Annotated in this window: 18 protein-coding genes and 1 pseudogene; 7 read left to right on the top strand and 12 right to left on the bottom strand. The window is 56.6% G+C overall.

The genetic code is table 11. The features are described from left to right. Window positions 1-7: 7 nt before the first annotated feature. The 5 genes and pseudogenes from ACMWJS_RS05390 to ACMWJS_RS05410 all read right to left on the bottom strand — a co-directional run bounded on the left by ACMWJS_RS05390 (window position 8) and on the right by ACMWJS_RS05410 (window position 5,576). Complete coding sequence (locus tag ACMWJS_RS05390; protein WP_414746771.1) at window positions 8-517, bottom strand: GNAT family N-acetyltransferase; 510 nt, start codon at window positions 515-517, stop codon at window positions 8-10. Between the two features lie 9 nt (window positions 518-526). Next, window positions 527-2,790, bottom strand: a pseudogene (locus ACMWJS_RS05395) (NtaA/DmoA family FMN-dependent monooxygenase). 16 nt (window positions 2,791-2,806) lie between these two features. After that, window positions 2,807-3,928 (bottom strand): amidohydrolase, encoded by a 1,122-nt coding sequence (locus ACMWJS_RS05400; RefSeq protein ID WP_414746772.1) that lies wholly within the window; start codon window positions 3,926-3,928, stop codon window positions 2,807-2,809. Beyond that, on the bottom strand, window positions 3,925-4,926 hold the full coding sequence (locus ACMWJS_RS05405) for an LLM class flavin-dependent oxidoreductase (RefSeq protein WP_008501769.1): 1,002 nt from the start codon (window positions 4,924-4,926) through the stop codon (window positions 3,925-3,927). Before ACMWJS_RS05405 ends, ACMWJS_RS05400 begins: the two co-directional genes overlap by 4 nt. 110 nt (window positions 4,927-5,036) lie before the next feature. Next, window positions 5,037-5,576, bottom strand: coding sequence for an AAA family ATPase (locus ACMWJS_RS05410; RefSeq protein ID WP_262823634.1), 540 nt, complete (start codon window positions 5,574-5,576; stop codon window positions 5,037-5,039). Between the two features lie 340 nt (window positions 5,577-5,916). Here ACMWJS_RS05410 and ACMWJS_RS05415 point away from each other — a divergent pair, with 340 nt between their 5' ends. Beyond that, window positions 5,917-7,452 (top strand): methyl-accepting chemotaxis protein, encoded by a 1,536-nt coding sequence (locus ACMWJS_RS05415; RefSeq protein ID WP_262777874.1) that lies wholly within the window; start codon window positions 5,917-5,919, stop codon window positions 7,450-7,452. Here the strand turns inward: ACMWJS_RS05415 and ACMWJS_RS05420 are convergent. Then, window positions 7,449-7,847: a cupin domain-containing protein gene (locus ACMWJS_RS05420; RefSeq protein ID WP_008501772.1), complete on the bottom strand. Its 399-nt coding sequence runs from the start codon at window positions 7,845-7,847 to the stop codon at window positions 7,449-7,451. The genes ACMWJS_RS05415 and ACMWJS_RS05420 overlap by 4 nt on opposite strands. Before the next feature lie 108 nt (window positions 7,848-7,955). Between ACMWJS_RS05420 and ACMWJS_RS05425 the strand changes: the two genes are divergently transcribed. Together ACMWJS_RS05425 and ansP are read left to right on the top strand one after the other, a co-directional pair. Further along, complete coding sequence (locus ACMWJS_RS05425) at window positions 7,956-8,870, top strand: LysR family transcriptional regulator (protein WP_048223405.1); 915 nt, start codon at window positions 7,956-7,958, stop codon at window positions 8,868-8,870. A 304-nt stretch (window positions 8,871-9,174) separates the two neighbouring features. Then, complete coding sequence (gene ansP / locus ACMWJS_RS05430; RefSeq protein ID WP_414746773.1) at window positions 9,175-10,671, top strand: L-asparagine permease; 1,497 nt, start codon at window positions 9,175-9,177, stop codon at window positions 10,669-10,671. A 91-nt stretch (window positions 10,672-10,762) separates the two neighbouring features. On the opposite strand, the gene ACMWJS_RS05435 is transcribed toward ansP, so the two are convergent. Beyond that, complete coding sequence (locus ACMWJS_RS05435; protein WP_235404777.1) at window positions 10,763-11,824, bottom strand: YncE family protein; 1,062 nt, start codon at window positions 11,822-11,824, stop codon at window positions 10,763-10,765. Between the two features lie 242 nt (window positions 11,825-12,066). Here ACMWJS_RS05435 and pqqU point away from each other — a divergent pair, with 242 nt between their 5' ends. After that, window positions 12,067-14,181 (top strand): TonB-dependent receptor PqqU, encoded by a 2,115-nt coding sequence (gene pqqU / locus ACMWJS_RS05440; protein ID WP_048223414.1) that lies wholly within the window; start codon window positions 12,067-12,069, stop codon window positions 14,179-14,181. A gap of 120 nt (window positions 14,182-14,301) precedes the next feature. On the opposite strand, the gene ACMWJS_RS05445 is transcribed toward pqqU, so the two are convergent. The 3 genes from ACMWJS_RS05445 to ACMWJS_RS05455 all read right to left on the bottom strand — a co-directional run bounded on the left by ACMWJS_RS05445 (window position 14,302) and on the right by ACMWJS_RS05455 (window position 16,909). Further along, complete coding sequence (locus tag ACMWJS_RS05445) at window positions 14,302-14,970, bottom strand: GntR family transcriptional regulator (protein ID WP_334756123.1); 669 nt, start codon at window positions 14,968-14,970, stop codon at window positions 14,302-14,304. Window positions 14,971-15,227: 257 nt separating this feature from the next. Further along, window positions 15,228-16,268 carry an NADP-dependent oxidoreductase gene (locus ACMWJS_RS05450; protein ID WP_069719148.1) on the bottom strand — a complete coding sequence of 347 codons (1,041 nt, stop codon included), beginning with the start codon at window positions 16,266-16,268 and terminating at the stop codon, window positions 15,228-15,230. Window positions 16,269-16,333: 65 nt separating this feature from the next. Next, a complete protein-coding gene (locus ACMWJS_RS05455; protein WP_008501301.1) occupies window positions 16,334-16,909 on the bottom strand; it encodes a helix-turn-helix domain-containing protein in 576 nt (191 codons plus the stop codon). 148 nt (window positions 16,910-17,057) lie between these two features. Between ACMWJS_RS05455 and ACMWJS_RS05460 the strand changes: the two genes are divergently transcribed. Next, a complete protein-coding gene (locus tag ACMWJS_RS05460; RefSeq protein WP_023292298.1) occupies window positions 17,058-17,576 on the top strand; it encodes a GNAT family N-acetyltransferase in 519 nt (172 codons plus the stop codon). Continuing rightward, a complete protein-coding gene (locus ACMWJS_RS05465) occupies window positions 17,573-18,022 on the top strand; it encodes a DMT family transporter (RefSeq protein ID WP_008501299.1) in 450 nt (149 codons plus the stop codon). The genes ACMWJS_RS05460 and ACMWJS_RS05465 overlap by 4 nt, the downstream gene beginning before the upstream one ends. Window positions 18,023-18,025: 3 nt before the next feature. On the opposite strand, the gene ACMWJS_RS05470 is transcribed toward ACMWJS_RS05465, so the two are convergent. Both ACMWJS_RS05470 and ACMWJS_RS05475 read right to left on the bottom strand, forming a co-directional pair. Next, window positions 18,026-18,259 (bottom strand): YdcY family protein, encoded by a 234-nt coding sequence (locus ACMWJS_RS05470; protein WP_008501298.1) that lies wholly within the window; start codon window positions 18,257-18,259, stop codon window positions 18,026-18,028. A 100-nt stretch (window positions 18,260-18,359) separates the two neighbouring features. Continuing rightward, window positions 18,360-19,958, bottom strand: a complete 1,599-nt coding sequence (locus ACMWJS_RS05475; RefSeq protein ID WP_128301699.1) for an ABC transporter substrate-binding protein — start codon at window positions 19,956-19,958, stop codon at window positions 18,360-18,362. A 283-nt stretch (window positions 19,959-20,241) separates the two neighbouring features. On the opposite strand from ACMWJS_RS05475, the gene ACMWJS_RS05480 reads away from it, so the two are divergent. Continuing rightward, on the top strand, window positions 20,242-21,591 hold the full coding sequence (locus ACMWJS_RS05480) for an SrfA family protein (RefSeq protein ID WP_414746774.1): 1,350 nt from the start codon (window positions 20,242-20,244) through the stop codon (window positions 21,589-21,591). The last annotated feature ends 1 nt before the right edge of the window (window position 21,592 follow it).

Raw genomic sequence — 21,592 nt, forward strand, 5'->3', positions numbered from 1 at the left:
TCGTTCCTCATGCGGTTTTACTGAACGCTTCACGTACCAGCGTTTTGGTGAAACGCAGCCGACCGTCAAACGGCGGCTGGCTATACTCTTCCGGATCGCGGTTCAGATCGAACTGCGGCTGATAGCCCTGGCTAAGATAGAGCCTGACCGCTTCCGGCTGACGAAAGCCGGTTGTCAGGTAGATTTGGCTATAGCCTGCCAGCACCGCCCTGCGCTCCAGCTCCTGCACCACGCGCCCGGCAAGCCCCTGCTGACGCAGGGTTTTGTCCGTCCAGATACGTTTGATTTCCGCGGTGCGTTCGTCGAACGGTTTGTACGCGCCGGTAGCAATAATCTTCCCGTTGCGCTCCAGGACGATAAACAGCCCCTGCGGTGCCAGATACCACTCGGTGAGCTCCACTTCCGCGTCTTTAGAGAAGTAGTCTCCGTAGCGGGCCGCATATTCCCCGAACAGCCCCTCGATAATGGGCTGAAGTTCGGCATCTTCCGGTGATACATCACGAAATCGTTCGCTCATTACGCCTCCTTAATCGCCCAGGCCAGCCGGGTTCACTTCGGACTGAGGAATGCGCTCAACCCCTTCCCCCCAGCGGTTCAGCACTTTGTCGTAATCGCCGTTTTTGATGACGCCGTTCAGCGCGGTTTGCACTGGCTCAACCAGTCCGCTGCCTTTTTTCAGCGTCACCGCGATGTGTGCCGCCTTCGGCCAGCCGCCGTCGACGCTGCCCACCAGTTTGGTTTTCCCGTTCAGCGCCGCTTTCCATGCGCCAATCACGTTCGGGCCAAAGTAGGCATCCGCGCGGCCGGACTGCAGCGCCAGGGTTTGGGCCGCATCGTCTTTGGTGTAGATCGGGGTAAAGGGCTTCAGCCCCTTCTTCAGGTTTTCGGCATTCCATGCCAGCAGGATGGCCTCCTGGTTGGTGCCGGAGCCGACGATAATCTTCAGCCCGGCGATGTCTTCCGCCTTCTGCAGCGACGTAATCGGGCTGGTGGATTTCACGTAAAAGCCGAGGGAATCCTTACGATAGGTAGCAAAATCAAACTTCTGTTTGCGTTCTTTAGTGACGGTGATGTTGCTGATGGCGGCATCGTATTTCCCGGACGCCACGCCCAGCGGCCAGTCCTCCCAGGAGGTGGGCACCACATTGAGCTCCAGCCCGAGGCTGTCGGCGACCAGACGCGCGACGTCAACTTCGCTTCCCAGCAGCGTTTTGTTGTCGTCGGAGAAGACCGTCAGCGGCGGCTGATTGAGTCCCGCCACCGCAACGGTAAATTTCCCCGGCACGGCAAAGCGATAGTCTTTCGGCAGTTGCGCTACCGCCTCGCTATTTTTCGCGGTGTTAATCGGGGTTTTATTGGCCTCGATGCTCACGCCGGTGCCGTTAATATTCACATTCTCTGCCCAGACGGCAGGGGTAAAGGCCAGCGCGAGCGCCAGAATAAGCGATGATTTCTGCATAGCGGGGTTCTCTTTTATTGTTGTGTGTACTGGTTTTTCGGTTGGTCTAAGCCAAGGCTTTCACGCAGCGTGGTGCCCGGGTAGTCGGTACGGAACAGGCCGCGGGCCTGAAGAATGGGCACCACCTGGTCAACAAAGCGCGGGAAGGTGTCCGGCGTGCCGCCCTGAATAATGAAGCCGTCTGCGGCATAGCCTTCAAACCAGGCCTGAAGACCGTCTGCCACCTCCTCCGGCGTGCCGGAAAAGCGCGGGCGCGGCGAAGCGGCCTCAAGCGCCACCTGACGCAGGGTTAAGTTGCGTTCGCGGGCGTTACGCTTGATTTCATCGGTGGTGCTGCGGAAGCTATTTTTGCCTAAGTCGCCGATATCCGGGAACGGCTCGTCGAGCGGATACTGGCTGAAGTCGTGATGTTCAAAATAACGCCCGAGGTAATTGAGGGCGTCATTAATCGACACCAGCGCCGCCGTGGTCTGGTACTGGTTTTCCACGTCATCGTCATCTTTCCCCACAATCACGCTGACGCCCTGGAAAATATGGAGATCCGACGCGCGGCGGCCGTTTGTTTCCAGCTGCTGTTTTACGTCGCGGTAAAAGGCTTTTGCCTCATCGAGCGTCTCGTGGTGGGTGAAAATGGCGTCGGCATGTTTCGCCGCCAGCTTTTTCCCATCGTCTGATGCCCCGGCCTGAAAGACAATCGGGCGACCCTGCGGCGTGCGGCCAATATTCAGCGGACCGGCGACCTGGAAGAAGTCACCGTGGTGATCGAGCGTATGCAGTTTCGCCGGGTCAAAAAACTGGCCGCTCTCTTTGTTACGAATAAACGCGTCCCCTTCCCAGGAATCCCACAGCCCTTTCACCACGTCGAGATACTCATCGGCAATCCGGTAGCGCAGCGCATGCTCGGGGTGTTTTTCGCGGGAAAAGTTCTTGGCCGACCCTTCCAGCGGCGAGGTCACCACGTTCCAGCCCGCGCGGCCGTTGCTCAGGTGATCGAGGCTCGCGAACTGGCGCGCCGTGGTGAAGGGCTCGCTGTAGGAGGTGGATAAGGTTCCCACCAGCCCCAGGCGCGAGGTGATGCTGGCCAGTGCGGAAAGCACGGTTAACGGTTCAAAACGATTCAGAAAATGGGGGATAGATTTCTCGTTAATATAGAGGCCATCGGCCACAAAGAGAAAATCGAGCTTCCCTTCCTCGGCCTTTAACGCCGTCGCTTTCACAAAGTCGAAATTAATACTGGCGTCGGCGATCGCTGCAGGATGGCGCCAGGCGGACATATTCCCGGATGCACCATGCAGAATGGTGCCCAGCCGCAGTTGTCGGGTTGCAGACATATTTACCTCTCCTGAATTAAACGTGTTGCAGGGCTTTTTCCGCAAGCTGTGCAAAATAGCGGGCGGCGGGCTCAATCAGTGCTTCATCCGGGTTAAAGGCCGCGTGATGTAAACCAAACGGACTGTTGCTGCCAATGCTGACAAACGCGCCGGGAACAGACTGCAAATAGACCGCAAAATCCTCCCCGCCCATATGCAGTTCCGCGTGCCGGGTTTCATATCCGGCCTCACGCGCGACCGAGGTGGCAAAATCAGCCCAGCGCTCGTCATTCACCAGCGCGGTAGGCCCGGCATACCAGGTGATATCAATCTGCGCGCTGAAGGCGCTGGCAAAACCGGCGGCGATTTCGCCCACGCGGGCTTTCACATTCTGCTGCACTTCCGTGCGATGGGTTCGCAGCGTGCCTTCCAGCTCGACGCTTTCCGGCAGCACGTTCCATGTGTTACCACCCGCAATACGTGTCACGCTCAGCACCACCGAATCCAGCGTGTTGACGTTGCGGCTGGCGACGCTTTGCAGCGCCGTTACCAGCTGGCTCGTCAGCACAATGGCGTCGTTACCTTCATGAGGACGTGCGGCGTGCGCGCCTTTGCCGGTAATGCGGATCACAAAGCGGTCGACGTTGGCGTAGAACGGCCCGCCGCGGGTGGCGAACTCACCGACCGGCAGGCCGGGCTCGTTGTGCATACCGAAAATCGCGCTGACATCGCGCAGGGCACCGGCGCGCACCATGCTCTTCGCACCGCCAAAGTTCTCTTCAGCAGGCTGAAACAGGATACGCACCCGGCCGTTAAGCGAGGCCTCCCGCTCTTTCAGCTTTAACGCGGCGCCGAGGATGACGCTGGTGTGAATATCGTGTCCGCAGGCGTGCATCACCCCTGCATGCTGTGAGCTAAACGGCACGCCGCTGCGCTCCTCGATCGGCAGCGCGTCAATGTCGGCACGCAGCGCAACCAGCCTGCTGCCCGTCCCGATTTCCGCCACCAGCCCGGTCGACAGGTCGTAAGGCTGTGGGGTGATCCCGGCGTTGGTCAGCCACTGGCGCAGGCGCGCGGTGGTTTCGACCTCCTGGCCGGACAGTTCCGGGTTCTGGTGCAGTTCGCGGCGCCAGGCAATCAGTTGTTCGCCAAAACTCATACGGTGACCTCCTTGTTAAGACGCGCCCCGGCAAGCAGTCGCAGCGACGCAACGCGCGTAGCCCCCTCCGCTACCGGCGTGTCGATGATAAATTCGTCAATGCCCCACTGCTGATGCAGCGCGTTGAGCTGTTCCACTACCGACTCAGCGGTACCCGCCAGCAGCGACTGCGCCCGACGTGCAATGCGCACCGGCTCACTGCCCGCCTGGCGTGCAAACGCGTAGGCCTGCTCTTCGCTGGCCACGGTGACACGCTGCCCGTTTGCCAGCTCAACGCCCCACACTTCGACCTTCTGCGCCAGCGCGTCTGCCTCAGCCTGCGTCGGCGCGACAATCGCCTGCACCGCCACTATCACGTCACGCGCGCTGTTCTCGCGCCAGGTCGATACCACCTCGCGCAGCAGGTCCGGGTCACCGTTCAGGTGTGCGGCAAACACAAAGTGCCAGTCGAGCCTGGCGGCGAGCAGCGCGCTTTCGGTACTCGCGCCCAGCAGAAAACCCTCAGCAGGCAACGGCGGCAGCGGCGTGGCGCGGACGGCCTCTTCAATAGCGTGATGCTCAGGACGGATCCAGCGGTCGAGCTGGGCCAGTTGTTCGGCAAAGCTGCCCTTTTCCTGTTGATTCAGGCCCTGCTGCAGCGCGCGGGTTGAGAGCGGTAATCCGCCGGGGGCTTTCCCGACGCCGAGATCGACGCGGCCAGGCGCCAGCGCGGCCAGCACGTTGAAGTTCTCGGCGACTTTATAGGGGCTGTAGTGCTGAAGCATTACGCCGCCTGACCCGACGCGAATGCGCGTGGTTTGCCCGAGGATCCAGGCAATCAGCAGCTCCGGCGAAGGGCTGGCAAGCTGTGGGGTGTTGTGGTGTTCGGCAATCCAGAAGCGGTGATAGCCCAGATTTTCTGCCTGCTGCGCCAGCGCCAGGGTACGCGCCAGTGCATCGGCAGCCGTTTCGTTTTCAGCGATGGGGCTTTTATCCAGAATGCTGATTCGCCATGACATGTTGCGTTCTCGTTTGACTTAACATGTCGACATTATTAAAGGCGCATTTCACCACTGAGAAACAATTAATTTACATTTAGTTTGCCGGAAAACAGATATATAAAACCCTGCTAAGAATAAGACTTTAAGGAGGCAATCAGCGATTCCACCTGCTCCCGACGGGTAATGCGGACGAAGCGAATATGGCTATATTGCGGGTTTTGCAGATCGGCTTCATAGCGCGTACGGTTGTTACGCCAGGTTTTTATCGTCCAGATGATAATGGATTCTCTGCTGAAGAACGCGCGCCGGAAACTCTCTTTATTCCCCGTTCCCGGCCAGAGTTCGTGCTTATGCCAGGCCCGCTTTATTGCTCGCGTGACGGCCTGCCAGAGGGTGCGGGTAAACCCGTAATCCACCCACACCACCACATCGACATCGCGCCATTTCACAGGCCGCGTGCGGTTGTAGTTACCGTCAAGCACCCAGTCTGGCGAAGCCTGTAGCGCCTGCACCAGCTTTGCCTGAAACTCGTCGTCCGGCGTGCCCTGCCAGTCAGCCTGCCAGTAGAGTCTGTCCATCTCGATACAGGGAATAGCCAGTTCGGTCGCAATCTGCTTCGCCAGCGTGCTTTTTCCACTCCCGCTGGTTCCTATGACGTTAATTTTCACCTCAGCCTCCCTGTATTCACGAAAATGAGACCAAATCATAGCGTTTTCATTCTGTTAACGAAACGCTATTTAAGCATGACAATTTTTCCAGGGAGGCGATCTCCCTCTTGCAGTTTGGCTTATGTCATTTATTTAAATCGATTCAAAATAACACCCACTAAAATATTTTCAATTTTATTACATCCGATAACATTAACATATTAAAAATAATGAACGCCGGGTATTTCGGAGGATCTCAATTTCAGCGAGAATATGTGCAGATCGTTATTAAAATAATCACTTTTATCTTGCCGGAGCGCTTTCCGGGTTTTTATTCTTGCACAACATCATGGAGTTACTCATGAGGCGTAACACCCCCGTTACACAAAACGAGTATTTACTTAACGCTGGTTCGACGTTAATGTCCACCACCGATACAAAAAGTCATATTACCTATGCAAACTCGGCTTTTATAGAAGCCAGCGGATATAAAGAAGAGCATCTTCTGGGTGAGCCGCATAACCTCATCCGCCATCCCGACATGCCTGCCGAAGCGTTTGGCGACATGTGGTTTACCCTCCAGCAGGGTGAGACCTGGACAGGGCTGGTGAAGAATCGTCGTCATAATGGCGATCACTACTGGGTGCGTGCCAACGTGACGCCGGTCTGGCAGGGGGAATCCCTGACCGGCTATATTTCGGTGCGCAATATCCCCTCACGGGAGGAGATCGCGGCCAGTGAAAATCTGTATGCAAAAGTACGTAATAATGAATTAAAACAGTACCGTTTTTATAAAGGACTGTTCGTTCGGCGCGGTTTATTTTCCTTTTTGTCGCTCTTTAAATGTCTCAGTACCGGAAAACGAATTCAGCTTGGTATTACTGCGACAGCGTTACTTTCCTGCCTGGCGGTATATTTATTCCGCGATCGTCTCGTTCAGGCCACCACTCTGGTGCTGCTTTTTTCTGCGCTGTCCTGTTATCTTCACGCGCAGATCGCCCGGCCGGTAAAATCCATTGTTCAACAGATGCAGCGCGTGGTTTCAGGACGTAAAACGGACTATTACCATTTTGACAGGATCGATGATATCGGGCTGATGATGCGCCTGGTGAATCAGTCTGGTTTGAACCTGAACTCGCTGGTTGATGATGTCGGGGCGCAAATCAGCGGTATTGGCACCATCAGCCAGCAGGTCGCGAAAGAAGGTGCGGCGCTGCAGACGCGCTCTGAAGAAACTGCAGATTTCTTGCAGCAAACCGCATCTGCGGTGGAAGAGATCGCCAGCGCCGTGAAGCAGACGGCCGAAACCGCGAACGAGGCGATTCAGATGGCGGATCGCACCCGCGACAGCGCCCACTGCGGCGAAGCGATGATGAAAGAGACCATCGGTATGATGCAGTCCGTTTCGCAGGATAACGGCCAGATCGTCGATATTATTAGCGTAATCGATCGTATTGCCTTCCAGACCAATATCCTTGCGCTGAATGCCGCCGTGGAAGCGGCGCGCGCGGGTGAAGCCGGCCGCGGCTTTGCGGTGGTCGCGGCTGAGGTGCGCAATCTTGCACAGCACTCCGCGACGGCAGCGAAAGAGATCAAAGCGCTGATCGAGAAAAACGTTGCCAGCGTCAACGCTGGCGTGGAGAAGGTGGTACAAACCGAATCACAGCTGACGGTCATGATCGACCATGTTCTGCAGGTTTCCACCTTGATTAAGGAGATTGGCCTCGCCACGCAGGAGCAAACTCAGGCGCTGACGCTGATTAACGCCTCCCTCTCCCGTATCGGCGCAATGACCCAGAGCAATACGGGGATGGTGGATAACGTCACTCACGCCGCGAATCACCTGACGCAGCGGACGACGCGCCTGCAGCAGGCGATTGCCGTTTTTGGCGGTTAGCCGTTCGGGTACTGCTCGTCGGTCACTTTTTCCAGCCATGTTACCGGGCTGCCGTTTACCGCTTCGGCGATGGCAAGATGCGTCATCGCCGTTTGCGCACTTGCGCCGTGCCAGTGCTTCACGCCGGGTGGGATCCAGGCGATATCGCCCTGATTCAGGATTTCCGCCTCTTTGCCCCACTCCTGTAACCAGCCGCGACCCTGCGTCACAATCAGCGTTTGTCCCAGGGGATGCGTATGCCAGGCCGTGCGCGCGCCCGGCTCAAAGGTTACGGTTGCCCCGCCGACGCTGGCTGGTTCGGTCGCCTGAAAAGGCGCGTCAATGCGAACAGCGCCGGTAAACCAGGCTTCCGGTCCTCGTACTGAAGGTAATGAACCGCTGCGGATAATTTTCATCTTTTGCTCCTCGTTGACTGTTGCGTTAACAGTAGCGCAAAGCACTCGGGAGCATTAGGGTGCATAATCAGATAGGACACATGACTGAAACTCATAAATAGAACCGCGATGCTAAAAGATAATTTCAACGATCTGCTCTCCTTTATGGTGGTGGCCCGCGAGCGCAGCTTTACGCGCGCAGCGGCGCAGCTGGGCGTCTCGCAATCGGCGCTGAGCCATGCGATGCGCAAGCTTGAGGCGCGATTAGACGTTCGCCTGTTAACCCGCACAACCCGCAGCGTGGTTCCGACACCCGCGGGTGAGCAGCTTTTTTCGCGCCTCAGCCCGCATCTGCTGGAGATCGAACAGGAACTCACGGCGCTTCGCAGCACCCGCGACAAACCCGCAGGCGCTATCCGCATCGTCGCCGGCGAGCACGCGATGGACGCCGTGCTCTGGCCGGTACTGAAGCCTTTTATGCTGCAGTATCCTGACATTAACGTCGAAGTGACGGTCGACAATGGCCTGACAGATATCGTAGATGGCCGCTTCGACGCGGGGGTTCGCCTGGGTGAACAGGTGGCAAAAGACATGATTGCGGTGCGGATTGCGCCGGACATGCGCATGGCGGTCGTCGGCTCCCCGGATTACCTGGCTCGTTTTGGCGTGCCGCTCGTGCCGGAGCAGCTGGGTGAACACCGCTGTATCAATCTCCGCCTGCCCACCCGAGGGGGATTGTATGACTGGGAATTTGAGCGCGACGGGCGCGAGCTTCGCGTGCGGGTTGACGGACAGCTTACGCTGAATAACCTGTCGCAGCGCATCGACGCTGCGGAGAATGGGCTCGGATTAGCCTACGTGCCCGAGTCATCGGTTCTGGACGCTCTGAATCAGGGACGGCTGGTCAGAGTCCTTGAATCGTGGTGCCCCACGTTTGAAGGATACCACCTCTATTATCCGAGCCGCCGGCAGCACACAACCGCGTTCAGGTTACTTCTCGATGCCCTGCAGCAGCAAAAATTTATACCATCTGGTAATAATTAAGAGAATCTGATGATTAAATAATCAACCCCACCATTGTTTTGACTAAAAACTCATCACGTTTCAGCGTGTTGTGATCCCCGTCTGCTCTGACCACACGATTTCCTTCGACGTGCATCACTTTCGGCACGGTTATATTTTGCGTCGCTTATGAATTGCAGGTAGGATGCCTCGCCATGTTTCGCCTTATCCATACGCAGAATGACTGGGGAGGCGACATGTGTTTGCGCAGAAGCAATCGTTTGTATTGCGCTCTGCCAGGCAGGACTATCACGATAATGGTTCAGACAGGCAAACAGGTAACTCAATGAAAACAAGCAATAAAAGCGCAGCCGATCATCATGCTGCTAAACGTCGCTGGTTGAACTCCCACGAAGAGGGCTACCACAAAGCGATGGGCAACCGTCAGGTTCAAATGATCGCCATCGGCGGCGCTATCGGAACGGGTCTGTTTTTAGGTGCTGGTGCACGCCTGCAGATGGCTGGCCCGGCTCTCGCCCTGGTCTATCTGGTGTGCGGGATCTTCTCTTTCTTCATTCTTCGTGCACTGGGCGAACTGGTACTGCATCGCCCTTCCAGCGGCAGCTTCGTCTCTTACGCCCGTGAATTCCTCGGTGAAAAAGCCGCTTACGTCGCGGGCTGGATGTACTTCGTCAACTGGGCGATGACCGGTATCGTCGATATCACCGCCGTGGCGCTGTATATGCACTACTGGGGCGCGTTTGGCGATGTGCCGCAGTGGGTCTTTGCGCTTGGCGCGCTGGCGATTGTTGGCACCATGAACATGATCGGCGTGAAATGGTTCGCGGAGATGGAGTTCTGGTTTGCGCTGGTTAAAGTGCTGGCCATCGTGGTGTTCCTGGTCGTGGGTACCGTCTTCCTCGGCAGCGGTAAGCCGCTGGATGGCAATGCCACCGGCTTCCACCTGATAACCGATAACGGCGGATTCTTCCCGCACGGTCTGCTGCCTGCGCTGGTTCTGGTTCAGGGCGTCGTGTTCGCCTTCGCCTCCATCGAGCTGGTGGGTACCGCTGCAGGTGAATGTAAAGATCCGCAGACGATGGTACCAAAAGCCATCAACAGCGTGATCTGGCGTATCGGTCTCTTCTACGTCGGTTCCGTGGTGCTGCTGGTGCTGCTGCTGCCGTGGAACGCCTACCAGGCGGGCCAGAGTCCGTTCGTGACCTTCTTCTCTAAGCTGGGCGTGCCTTACGTGGGCAGCATCATGAACATCGTGGTGCTGACGGCGGCGCTCTCCAGTCTGAACTCCGGCCTCTACTCGACCGGTCGTATCCTGCGCTCCATGTCGATGGGCGGTTCTGCACCGAAGTTCATGTCCAAGATGAGCAAGCAGCACGTGCCGTACGCCGGTATTCTGGCGACGCTGGTGGTCTATGTCTTCGGCGTGTTCCTGAACTACCTCGTTCCGTCTCAGGTGTTCGAAATCGTTCTGAACGTGGCTGCACTCGGGATTATCGCATCCTGGGGCTTTATCGTGGTCTGCCAGATGCGTCTGCGCAAGGCGATTAAAGAAGGCAAAGCCGCTGACGTCAGCTTCAAGCTGCCTGGCGCGCCGGTAACATCCTGGCTCACCCTGGTCTTCCTGTTCAGCGTGCTGGTGCTGATGGCCTTCGACTACCCGAACGGCACCTACACCATCGCGACCATTCCGCTGCTGGCCGTGCTGCTGATTGCGGGCTGGTTCGGCGTGCGTAAACGCGTTCACGAAATTCACAGCACCGCGCCGGTTCATCCTGATGATGAAAAACACGACGCGCCGCTGGTGGAAGAAACCTCGCGTTAATAAAAAAGCCGGGTGGCGGCTTCGCCTTACCGGCCTACATTTCATTATTTTGTAGGCCCGGTAAGCGCAGCGCCACCGGGCAATTCCCATCTTACAGCGCGATACGAATCACGTCGTCAGGCTGGGTGGCTTCCTGCTGGCGGGTAGATTTTTGTTTCACCGTCACGTACAGGGTTTTGCCATCCGCAGAGAGCGCCAGGCTGTTCGGGTAGACCGGCGTGTCGAACGTTTTAGTCACCTTATACGTTTTCCCATCAATCACGCTCACCTTGCCGGCTTCACGGTGCGTCACGTAGGCTTCATTGCGGGCCGGGTTAAACAGGACCGCCAGGGATTCCGGCGCGGCGATTTTCGCGATCACGCTGCCGTCTTTCAGGCTCACCACCAGTACTTCCGGCTGTTTTGAATCGGTCAGGAACGCGCGCTGACCGGCTGTGTCGAGGCTCAGGTTCAGGTAGAAGTGCTCTTTCCCGTCATCCTGCACTTTTTTACGGCTCAGGATTTTGTTCGTTGCCGTATCAATGGTTAACAGCTCGCCGTCCGCATTCGTGGTGTACAGACGTTTCGCCTGCGCATCCAGCGCCAGGCCGGTGCTGTAAGTACCGGTATTGGCAATGGTCTCTTTTAGCTTCAGCGTGGCGCCATCCACCACCCAAATCACGCTCTCTTTACCGACACCGGTGATGTAAATCGTGTTGCTTGCGTCATCCGCCACCAGTTGGCGCGGCTGCAGCGGTTTGACGGTTTCGCTGCGTTGACGCCCGTCCAGCACCAGTCGCCCTTTTACGTCACCCGTTTTTGCATCAATCGCGGTTACCGCGCCGTTGATCGTATTACCGAACCACAGCGTTTGGGTCGCGTTGTCAAAGGTGGCACCAAAGGGTTTGAGATCGCTATGGATTGCCTGCGTCACGTCCAGCGTGACCGGATCAAGACGGTAAACAATCCCGCCCTTGTCGGTTTTACGGCTTTGCGAGGTCGCCACCCACAGCGCATTCTCCTGCTGGCTCACGGCCATTTCATACGCCCCTTTGCCCACCGCTTTACGCAGCACCTCTTCGGCGGCATGCACCTGGAACGTCCCGGCAAGCAGTAAAGTGGCAGACAGCAGTGACAGGCTCAGACGCGGCGAGCACAGATGACGTAAAGACATAACAATTCCTTTTCTGAAAAGTGGGGTTTGGGCTGACATCACTTCCGGCAGACAACGTCATGGCATTGCCTTTTGATAATGAGAATAGTAATCATTAATCAGATGAATGTGGAGTTTTTCTTTCCCCTCTCGCCTTTCATTAACGCAATGTGCGGTTATAGTTTTCAAAACATTTACAAAACCTTTAACATGTATGGACATGTTCCATTTGGTTCGTTTACATACCACAACCGGTTTTATTCATGAAAATCATTTCTGCCCGTAAGGCTTCTCTCCCGCTGCTGCTGGTTCCTGTTATTTTTGCGCCGCTCACCGCCATGAGCGCAGAGGAACAGACCATGATCGTCAGCGCCACGCCGCAAACCGTATCGGAACTCGATACCCCGGCAGCGGTCAGCGTCGTCAATGGCGATGATATGCGCCAGGCTGCACCCCGCATCAACCTGTCTGAATCCCTTGGCAGCGTACCCGGGCTGCAAATTCAGAACCGTCAGAACTACGCCCAGGATCTCCAGCTGTCGATGCGCGGATTTGGCGCTCGCTCAACCTTCGGGGTGCGCGGTATCCGTATGTACGTCGACGGTATTCCAGCCACCATGCCGGACGGACAGGGCCAGACCTCCAACATCGATCTTTCCAGCGTAGAGAGCGTTGAAGTGCTGCGCGGTCCCTTCTCAGCTCTGTACGGCAACGCCTCCGGCGGCGTGATTAACATCAACACCCAGACCGGTCAGCAGCCGCCGACTATTGAAGCGAGCAGCTATTACGGCAGCTACGGTACCTGGCGCTACGGTATGAAAGCCACCGGCGCGATGGGTGATGGCACCCACGCGGGCGATGTGGATTACACCGTTTCCACCACCCGTTTCACCACCCAGGGCTACCGCGACCACAGCGGCGCGCGGAAGAATCTTGCCAACGCGAAGCTGGGCGTGCGTATTGATGACGTCAGCAAGCTGACGCTGATCTTCAACAGCGTGGACATGAAAGCCAACGATCCGGGTGGACTGAATTATCAGGAGTGGCGGGACAACCCGCGCCAGTCGCCGCGCGGCGATCAGTACAACACCCGCAAGACCATCAAGCAGACCCAGGCCGGTCTGCGCTACGATCGCCAGCTCAGCACCCAGGACGACCTGAGCGTGATGATGTACGCCGGCGAGCGTGAAATGACGCAGTACCAGTCGATTCCGTATCAGCCGCAGCTAAAAGCCACTCACTCCGGCGGGGTGATTGATATGCAACGCCACTATCAGGGCGTGGATACCCGCTGGACTCACCGCGGCGAGCTGCTGGTGCCGGTGACCTTTACCACCGGTCTGAACTACGAAAACCTGAGTGAAGATCGTCGCGGCTATGAGAACTTCGTGATGAGCAACGGGGTGCCGGACTACGGCGTCAAAGGCGATAAACGTCGCGACGAACGCAACCTGATGTGGAACGTCGATCCTTATCTGCAGAGCAGCTGGCAGCTGACGCAGAAACTCTCTGTCGATGCGGGTGTTCGCTACAGTTCGGTCTGGTTTGATTCCAATGACCATTACGTTACGCCGGGCAACGGCGATGACAGCGGTGACGCGAGCTATCACAAATGGCTCCCGGCGGGCGCCGTGAAGTATGCGGTGACTGACGGGTGGAACCTCTACGCAGCCGCAGGGCGTGGGTTTGAAACGCCAACCATCAACGAACTCTCCTATCGTGCCGATAATCAGGGCGGTCTGAATATTGGCCTGAAGCCATCCACGAATAACACGTATGAAGTGGGCAGCAAAACCCGAATCGGCAACGGTCTGCTGACGGCGGCGTTGTTCCGCACCGATACGGACGATGAGATCGTGGTGGACTCCAGTTCCGGCGGCCGCACAACCTATAAAAATGCCGGGAAAACCCGCCGTCAGGGTGTGGAAGTTTCCCTGGATCAGCAGTTCGCGGAGAACTGGAAGCTGAAGATGGCGTGGACGTATCTGGATGCCACCTACCGGACTAACGTCTGCAGCGACGCAGACTGTAACGGTAACCGTATGCCGGGGATTGCGCGCAACATGGGCTTCGCTTCGTTTGGCTGGCAGCCGGAAGAAGGCTGGTACGCGGGCACGGACGTGCGTTACATGAGCGATATCATGGCCGACGACGAAAACACCGCGAAAGCGCCGTCTTATACGGTAGTCGGGCTGAATACCGGGTATAAGTTTAACTACGGCAACTGGGGAATGGACGTCTTTGGCCGCGTCGATAACCTGTTCGATAAAGAGTACGCGGGATCGGTTATTGTCAACGAGTCCAACGGTCGTTATTACGAGCCAGCACCAGGCCGTAACTATGGCGTCGGGCTGTCGGTCTCTTATCGCTTCGAGTAAGCAAAAAAGAAAAGTTTATTTTATAAATGAAATAACCCTCCTGATGGCAATAAGCCATCAGGAGTTATTCACCAGATAAATAATTAGCGGCGGTATATAGTCGCTCTGATAAATAATCTCTCAGTTAAAATATTGTCGCTGTAAAAGAGAATCCGCTTCATCAATCAACTTATCAATCGCCTTTTGGCTGGCCTCCACATCTCTCCGCTCAAGGGCTGAAAGAAGTTCGTCATAGTGATATGTTGCCGTTTTGATGTCGCTAAGCTCCTGGTGCAGATAGTTCATGCAGGGGCCGATGCGGACCCATAGCTGTTCAATTAAGGCATTAAGCGTCGGCATTTCCGCATACTGATAAAGCGTAAACCTGAAGACACGATTCGCATGCAAGGCCTGCTGAACGTCTCCATTGCGCATAGCCTCATGGAAGGCCTCTGACATTTTGCGCAACGCCTCCAGCTTGCCGTCTGACATATTCTGGCATGCTGCGGCAACCGCCATTGGCTCAAGCTGTTTTCGGATGGCGTTAATCTCGTTATAACGCTCCAGCGTCACCTCAGGGACCAGAAAAGCCTGCGCTGGCGTGGCGTGAAGCGCGCCTGAGGAGACCAGACGCAGCAGCGCTTCGCGGACCGGCGTAATACTGGTGCCTAATTTATCAGCAATCTCTTTCGTTATCAGTCGTGCTCCTGGTTTGAGGGAGCCTGTAATTAACGCCCCTTTCAAACTGTGTTCAACCTGCATGGTAAGGCTAACCCTTTGGGCTTTTTCTAAGTGATCCAAATCAAGCATGTGGAATTCCTGTAGCTAAAACTTAATGCTATTTTTAAACGCCAGTTTTAATAAAACGGCGCCGGTACGATATATCCTGTATCGTCATGCCTGGTGGTGGGAAGTACGTAAAACAGCAAAAAAAAAGCAAACATCATTTTTTTTATCGTTTTCGGGCTCATCCGGGATGATGGCGCGAAAAACCGTGTCCAGTAATTAAAGACAATATATCGTATCTTCACAAATAAATATGGCGGGAAACCCCGCCATTGTGCGCTTTATTTATTGTCACTCGCGACGCGAATCACGACTTTGCCGAAGTTTCGTCCTTCCAGCAGGCCAATCAGCGCCTCGGGAGCATTTTCCAGCCCGTCCGTCACCTGTTCGCGATAGTGGATTTTCCCCTCCTGCACCCAGCGCCCCATCTCTTCCTGGAACTCATGAATGCGGTGTCCATAATCCTGGCCGATAATAAAACCCTGCATACGAATGCGTTTCTTGAGAAGGGTCGCCATCAGGAGCGGCAGGCGGTCCGGCCCGTCAGGCAGGCCCGTCGCGTTATAGCCGCTCACCAGGCCACACACCGGCACGCGCGCGGAGGTGTTCAGCAGGGGCAACACGGCATCAAACACTTTCCCGCCGACGTTTTCATAATAGACATCAATACCGTTCGGACAGGCGTGTTTCAGCTGGTCGGCAAAATCCGCCGCATGGTGATCCAGACACAGGTCAAAGCCGAGAACCTCAACGGCATGGCGGCATTTCTCTGGGCCACCGGCCACGCCGACCACCCGGCAACCCTTGATTTTGCCGATCTGCCCTACTGTCGCGCCAACCGGGCCGGTCGCCGCAGCCACCACCAGCGTTTCACCCGCTTTCGGTTGCCCGATATCCAGCAGCCCCATATAGGCGGTAAAGCCCGGCATGCCCAGTACGCCCAGCGACCAGGAAGGATGAGACGGATTGTCGCCCAGCTTCACCAGGCCACTGCCGTCCGAAAGTTCATACTCCTGCCAGCCGCTGTAGCCCAGCACCCATTCACCGGCTTTGAAGTCGGGATGGTTTGACTGTTCAACGCGGCTGACCGTTCCCCCCACCATCACCGCACCGATCTCAACCGGCGGTGAATAGGATGGCGCGTCGCTCATGCGACCCCGCATATAAGGATCCAGCGACAGCCAGACGGTACGAAGCAGAAGCTGCCCCGCACCCGGTTCCGGAACAGGCTGCGTTTCCAGACGAAAATTTTCCGCGACCGGTGCGCCCTGTGGACGAGAGGCCAGCACCCAGCGGCGGTTATGCGAAACAGAGTGATTCATCAGGATCTCCTTCTGGGACAAATGTCATTACAGCCTGGCTCACGTTCAGCGTTATCGCATTAGCATTACGAGCCAGACTGATTGAGGCGTACAACCAGATAGATGCAGGTTTCATTCGTCTCGTTGATGAACCGGCAGTCATTAGGCGGCCCCAGCTCAAGACAGTCTCCGGCGTGCATCTCGTGGCGGGTGTCGCCCTCCTGAAACACCAGCTCACCGGACTGCAGCCAGATAAGCTGACGCGCCAGCGCGTAAGAAGAGGCCGGCATCGGAACGTCGCTTCCCGCAGGCAGTTCCACCTGAACAAGGTCGATGGGCAGATCGGTACGGGGAGAAACATGGCGGCGGAGGTAGTGCGTCTGCGGATCGCGCCAGACGGGCTGGTTTGCCAGGCGCAGCAGCTTACCCTCCTGCATTTCGGCCCGGGCAATTAGCGTTGACATGCTGATGCCAAACGCGCCCGACAAGCGGGCAAGCAAGGTGGCTGTCGGGCTACTGTCCCCGCGCTCTATCTTATGGATCATGGCGCGGGAGACCCCTGCCCGGTCCGCCAGCTCGCTCAGGGACCATCCGCGAGACTCGCGTTCAAGGCGAATTCTTGCGCTAATCCGTTGATTCATCGTGTCTGTTATGGTGTTCATGACGTCATACTATAGTGTATGAACGGCAATTCAATGGGCTTTTGATAACAAAAAAATATGGCTTATGCCATAGCGATCGGGCGATACAGTTGTGTAATATCGTGGCGATAACGTAATACTATAGTGAACAACACACAGAGGCTTCATCATGATCGTTCGTCATGCCTGCAAAGAAGACTGCGCTGCGATAGGCGAGATTTACAACCACGCGGTGCTGCACACTGCCGCGATCTGGAACGATAAAACCGTCGATACCGATAACCGAATCGCATGGTTTGAGGCGCGCTCGCTTGCGGGCTACCCGGTTCTGGTAAGTGAAGAGGACGGCGTAATCACCGGCTACGCCTCTTTCGGCGACTGGCGCGCCTTTGACGGCTTCCGTCATACGGTTGAGCACTCGGTCTATGTCCACCCGGCCCATCAGGGCAAAGGGATTGGCCGCACGCTGATGAAGGCGCTGATTAACGAGGCCCGCGCCATCGGAAAACACGTGATGGTAGCCGGCATTGAAGCGCAAAACCATGCCTCGATTCACCTCCATGAAACGCTCGGCTTTGTGACGACCGGACAAATGCCGCAGGTGGGAACCAAGTTTGGCCGCTGGCTGGACTTAACCTTTATGCAGCTGCAACTGGACGAGCGCAGCGATCCGGACGCGATCCCATGAATCAGTCACTGACGCTGGCGTTTCTGGTCGCGGCGGGCATCGGTCTGGTGGTGCAAAACACTTTGATGGTGCGTATCACCCAGTCCTCCTCCACCATTCTCATCGCGATGCTGCTGAATTCGCTGGTCGGCATCGTGCTGTTTGTCAGTATTCTGCTGCTGAAACAGGGCGTGGCCGGGTTCAGCGAGCTGGCCGCGACGGTGCGCTGGTGGACGCTTATCCCGGGGCTGCTGGGGTCGTTTTTCGTGTTTGCCAGCATCAGCGGCTATCAGAATGTTGGCGCGGCGACGACCATCGCCGTGCTGGTCGCAAGCCAGCTGATTGGCGGGCTGGTGCTGGACGTGCTGAGGAGCCATGGCATCCCGCTGCGCGCCCTGATCGGCCCGGTGTGCGGCGCGGTGATGCTGGTGGTCGGGGCCTGGCTGGTGGCGCGACGCCAGTTTTGATGGTTACAGTATGGTGCCGCCTTTCGTCAGCTGTTCCTCACGCGCGTCCATCTCCTCTTTATGCTGCTTGCCGTGGTGCGAAATCGCGGTGCGCAGACGCTGCTGCTGAGTGTAGCGATCTTCACGGCTCAGCTCCGCATCATCGCTTAATTCAATCAGCAGTTCGTTCATGTGGGTAATCACGCTCTCTTCGATAGCGGCATCGACGCGGGCGATAACTTCGTTTAAATGTGACATTGTCACTCCTCGTTATGTGCCCGGTGGCGCTACGCTTACCGGGCCTACAGGTGCCAAATGTAGGCCGGGTAAGGCGGAGCCGCCACCCGGCTAAAAAGGCTTAGTTCAGCTTCGCTTTTGAGAAATCGCTGCCCATCAGGCTTACGCTGTACCCGGTCACGTTGCTGCGGGTCGCGTAGAACGTTTTCCCGTTTGCGAGCGCAATCCACGGCGCCTGCTGGTAGAAAATCTCCTGCGCCTGGCCATAGAGCTTCGCGCGCTCGGCCGGGCTGCTGGTCAGCTTCGCTTTTTGTACCAGGGCATCATACCCCTTATCGCACCAGCGCGCGGCGTTTGAGCCGGTTTTAATGCTGTTGCAACCGAGCAGCACATCGGCAAAGTTGTCCGGGTCGCCGTTGTCGGACATCCAGCCAAACAGCGCGGAGTCATGCTCGCCTTTACGCATTCCGGAGAGATATTCGCCCCACTCGTAAGAGACAATTTTGGCTTTAACGCCGACTTTCGCCCAGTCGCTCTGGATCATCTCCGCGATACGACGCGAATTCGGGTTATACGGACGCTGCACCGGCATTGACCACAGCGTGACTTCCGCGCCCTTCTCCAGACCCGCCTGCTTCAGCAGGGCTTTCGCTTTTTCAGGATCGTAGCTGTAGTCCTTCAGGTCTTTATTGAAGCCCAGCATATTTGGCGGGATCGGCGATTTTGCCACCGTGCCCGATCCCATAAAGACCGCATTAACGATGGCCTTCTTGTCGGTCGCGTAGTTGAGCGCCTGACGCACCAGCACGTTATCAAACGGTTTTTTCTCGGTGTTAAACGCCAGATAACCGACGTTCAGCGCATCGACGGCGTGCAGCGTCAGGTCTTTGTTGTTCTTGATGGCGTCAAACTGAACCGGGGATGGCGCAGGAATGATCTGGCACTCGTTGGTCTGCAGCTTCGCCAGGCGAGTTTCCACGTTTGGCGTAATGGAGAAGATGAGATGCTTCGTCGGCACCTCGCCCTCCCAGTAGTTCGGGTTCGCGACGTAGCGGATCAGCGAATCCACTTTATACTGCTGCAGCACGTATGGCCCGGTACCAATCGGCCAGGTATCCACGTTTTCAGGCGTGCCTTTTTTCAGCATCGCGTCGGCGTATTCCGCGGAGAGAATCGAGGCGAAATCCATCCCCCAGTCGGCCAGAAATGCGGCGTTGGGTTCGCTGAGGGTGAACTGGACGTGATAATCATCGACCTTTTTAACGTCCTGGATCAGCTTATCGAGACCGACATCATTAAAGTACTCGTAGTTGCCCTGCGACACGTTGTGGTACGGGTGTTTAGGGTCTTTCTGACGCATGACCGAGAAAATAACGTCATCGGCATTAAAGTCGCGCGTCGGTTTGAAGTATTTGTTGCTGTTGAACTTCACCCCTTTACGCAGGGCAAAGGTATAGGTCTTGCCGTCCGGAGAAATCGTCCAGGACTCCGCCAGCGACGGCACCGGGGTGTTTTTCACCGGGTCGAAATTGATCAGACGGTTATACAGCACCTGAGAGCTGGCCACAAAAGACGGGCCAGAGCTGGCGATTTGCGGGTTGAAGGACTCGGGGGAGGCTTCTGAACAGTAAATAAGGGTGTCGTTATTTGCCGCCCATGCGGCACCGGCTGGTAACAGCGCGCTCAGCGCAAGGGCGAGCAGTGTTTTCCCTGTAGACATGGTTATAACCCTGACAGTTTTATTATATAGGACAGTAATAACAGCACAGGCGTTTTGACCTGGCAAATAACGAAACACTATCAGGTTATTCTAAAGCCGCGTTTTTTGCTGTTTTAACCGCCAGCGCTCAAAAAGATGATTTGCCTTAAGTGCCATTATTCGTCAAGCACAACCGTCACTTTCTATGCCGCAAGAAATCGGCGCTTTTAGCGTCTCTTCCTCCGTTTGTTTGCTTCCTCGTTTCGTTAAAGTAATGGTGTGAAGAAGTATATGGGATCAAATCGTGGCAAAAACTCTTTTACGCAGCGGTAATCTGGATGATTTTCAGGCCGTTGGCGGCGGCGGACAAGCCGTTTTCGAATCAGCGTTGCAAATCCGGGAAGCGCTCCGTTTGCGCAAACAACAGGCCATCGTCGACTGTCTGGCGATTCCTCAGGTCAACGACAGCGGCGACCGCGTGGACTGGTATTCCCCGGTTGAAGGGAGCGTAATCAGTTGGAAAGCGGCCGATGAAGATGATCGCTATCGCGCCCTGCGCTATCTGGAAAACACGCTCGCCAGCGTCGAGTCATTAAGCAAGAAATGCCTGCAGTCGCCTAAAACCGCGCAACAGCTTTTTGGCTCTCTGCTGTCAAAGGCGTTTCAGTTTCCGGGCGAAAACTTCCTCTTCCTGGTGGACGGAAAGCCGGTCATTAGCTTCTGGGGGTTTGTAAACCTGAACGAGAACGCGCGCGACGATGTCCTCGACTGCCTGCGTGAATCGCTGATCCCTGAGCCAGCCCCCGTTGTGATTGACGATCCTGAACCCGAGCCTGAGCCAGAGCCGGTGATGACCTTTGAGCATGCTGACGAGCCGCTGATCGCCCCTTCCACGGTGGTGCGTATTACGCCGGAGGAGCTGTATGAGCCCGAACCGGCCCCCGCCGTTGCACAACCTGTTCAGGCGCCTGCTCCGGCGAACGTCGTGAAAAAGCGCCGCGTTCCCCTGTGGACCCTGCCGGTTGCCGCCGTGATCGTCGCCGCCATTGCCGCCCCGCTGCTGTGGCCAAAACAGGCACCTTCCGCTGAGCCCGGCCCGGCTCCCACACCTGAACCTGTGGAGATTGCGCCAAAACCGATCAAAGCGGTTGAGCCGCTGGCGATGAAGCTACCGCTGCATCAGGCGGAGGTCGTGGCCAGCAAAGAAAAAGAAGCCGCTCCGGCCGCTCCTGCGCCACAGCTCGCTCCGGTGGTGATTGTCGCCATCCCGAAAGACGCCATGGTGATGGAAGCGAATCAGGTAAAAGCGGGATCGACGCGCTTCCTGAACGGCACCTGGCGCGCCATCCTCGATGTGAAAGATCCGGTTACCGGCAAGCCGCCGTCGCTGCGCTATCAGATCCAGAACAATAAAGGTTTCGCCCGCGTTGTCCATGGCGACAACATTGTCTGCCGCGCGGAGGTCTTCTCCGGGCTGCACAGCAATGGCGAGCTGATGATTAAGAGTCGCGGCACTGCCCGCTGCACCGACGGTTCCCGCTACCCGATGCCGGAAATTGCCTGTAAAGCAGGCACCAGCGATATCGCAGAATGTCGCGCCCGTTATGATGCCAACACCGTCGTCCCACTGACGTTCAAGAAAGCAGGTGCCTGAT

Origin of the sequence: Enterobacter sp. HK-058-C-ECC (genome assembly GCF_047531125.1) — a bacterium.
GTDB classification, from domain to species: Bacteria; Pseudomonadota; Gammaproteobacteria; order Enterobacterales; family Enterobacteriaceae; genus Enterobacter; species Enterobacter quasiroggenkampii.

Bases quoted from the DNA above. Each gene is read 5' to 3' on its own strand.
- ACMWJS_RS05390 (WP_414746771.1), bottom strand. From the start codon at position 517: ATGAGCGAACGATTTCGTGATGTATCACCGGAAGATGCCGAACTTCAG.
- ACMWJS_RS05400 (WP_414746772.1), bottom strand. From the start codon at position 3,928: ATGAGTTTTGGCGAACAACTGATTGCCTGGCGCCGCGAACTGCACCAG.
- ACMWJS_RS05405 (WP_008501769.1), bottom strand. From the start codon at position 4,926: ATGTCATGGCGAATCAGCATTCTGGATAAAAGCCCCATCGCTGAAAAC.
- ACMWJS_RS05415 (WP_262777874.1), top strand. From the start codon at position 5,917: ATGAGGCGTAACACCCCCGTTACACAAAACGAGTATTTACTTAACGCT.
- ACMWJS_RS05420 (WP_008501772.1), bottom strand. From the start codon at position 7,847: ATGAAAATTATCCGCAGCGGTTCATTACCTTCAGTACGAGGACCGGAA.
- ACMWJS_RS05425 (WP_048223405.1), top strand. From the start codon at position 7,956: ATGCTAAAAGATAATTTCAACGATCTGCTCTCCTTTATGGTGGTGGCC.
- ansP (WP_414746773.1), top strand. From the start codon at position 9,175: ATGAAAACAAGCAATAAAAGCGCAGCCGATCATCATGCTGCTAAACGT.
- ACMWJS_RS05435 (WP_235404777.1), bottom strand. From the start codon at position 11,824: ATGTCTTTACGTCATCTGTGCTCGCCGCGTCTGAGCCTGTCACTGCTG.
- pqqU (WP_048223414.1), top strand. From the start codon at position 12,067: ATGAAAATCATTTCTGCCCGTAAGGCTTCTCTCCCGCTGCTGCTGGTT.
- ACMWJS_RS05445 (WP_334756123.1), bottom strand. From the start codon at position 14,970: ATGCTTGATTTGGATCACTTAGAAAAAGCCCAAAGGGTTAGCCTTACC.
- ACMWJS_RS05450 (WP_069719148.1), bottom strand. From the start codon at position 16,268: ATGAATCACTCTGTTTCGCATAACCGCCGCTGGGTGCTGGCCTCTCGT.
- ACMWJS_RS05455 (WP_008501301.1), bottom strand. From the start codon at position 16,909: ATGAACACCATAACAGACACGATGAATCAACGGATTAGCGCAAGAATT.
- ACMWJS_RS05460 (WP_023292298.1), top strand. From the start codon at position 17,058: ATGATCGTTCGTCATGCCTGCAAAGAAGACTGCGCTGCGATAGGCGAG.
- ACMWJS_RS05465 (WP_008501299.1), top strand. From the start codon at position 17,573: ATGAATCAGTCACTGACGCTGGCGTTTCTGGTCGCGGCGGGCATCGGT.
- ACMWJS_RS05470 (WP_008501298.1), bottom strand. From the start codon at position 18,259: ATGTCACATTTAAACGAAGTTATCGCCCGCGTCGATGCCGCTATCGAA.
- ACMWJS_RS05475 (WP_128301699.1), bottom strand. From the start codon at position 19,958: ATGTCTACAGGGAAAACACTGCTCGCCCTTGCGCTGAGCGCGCTGTTA.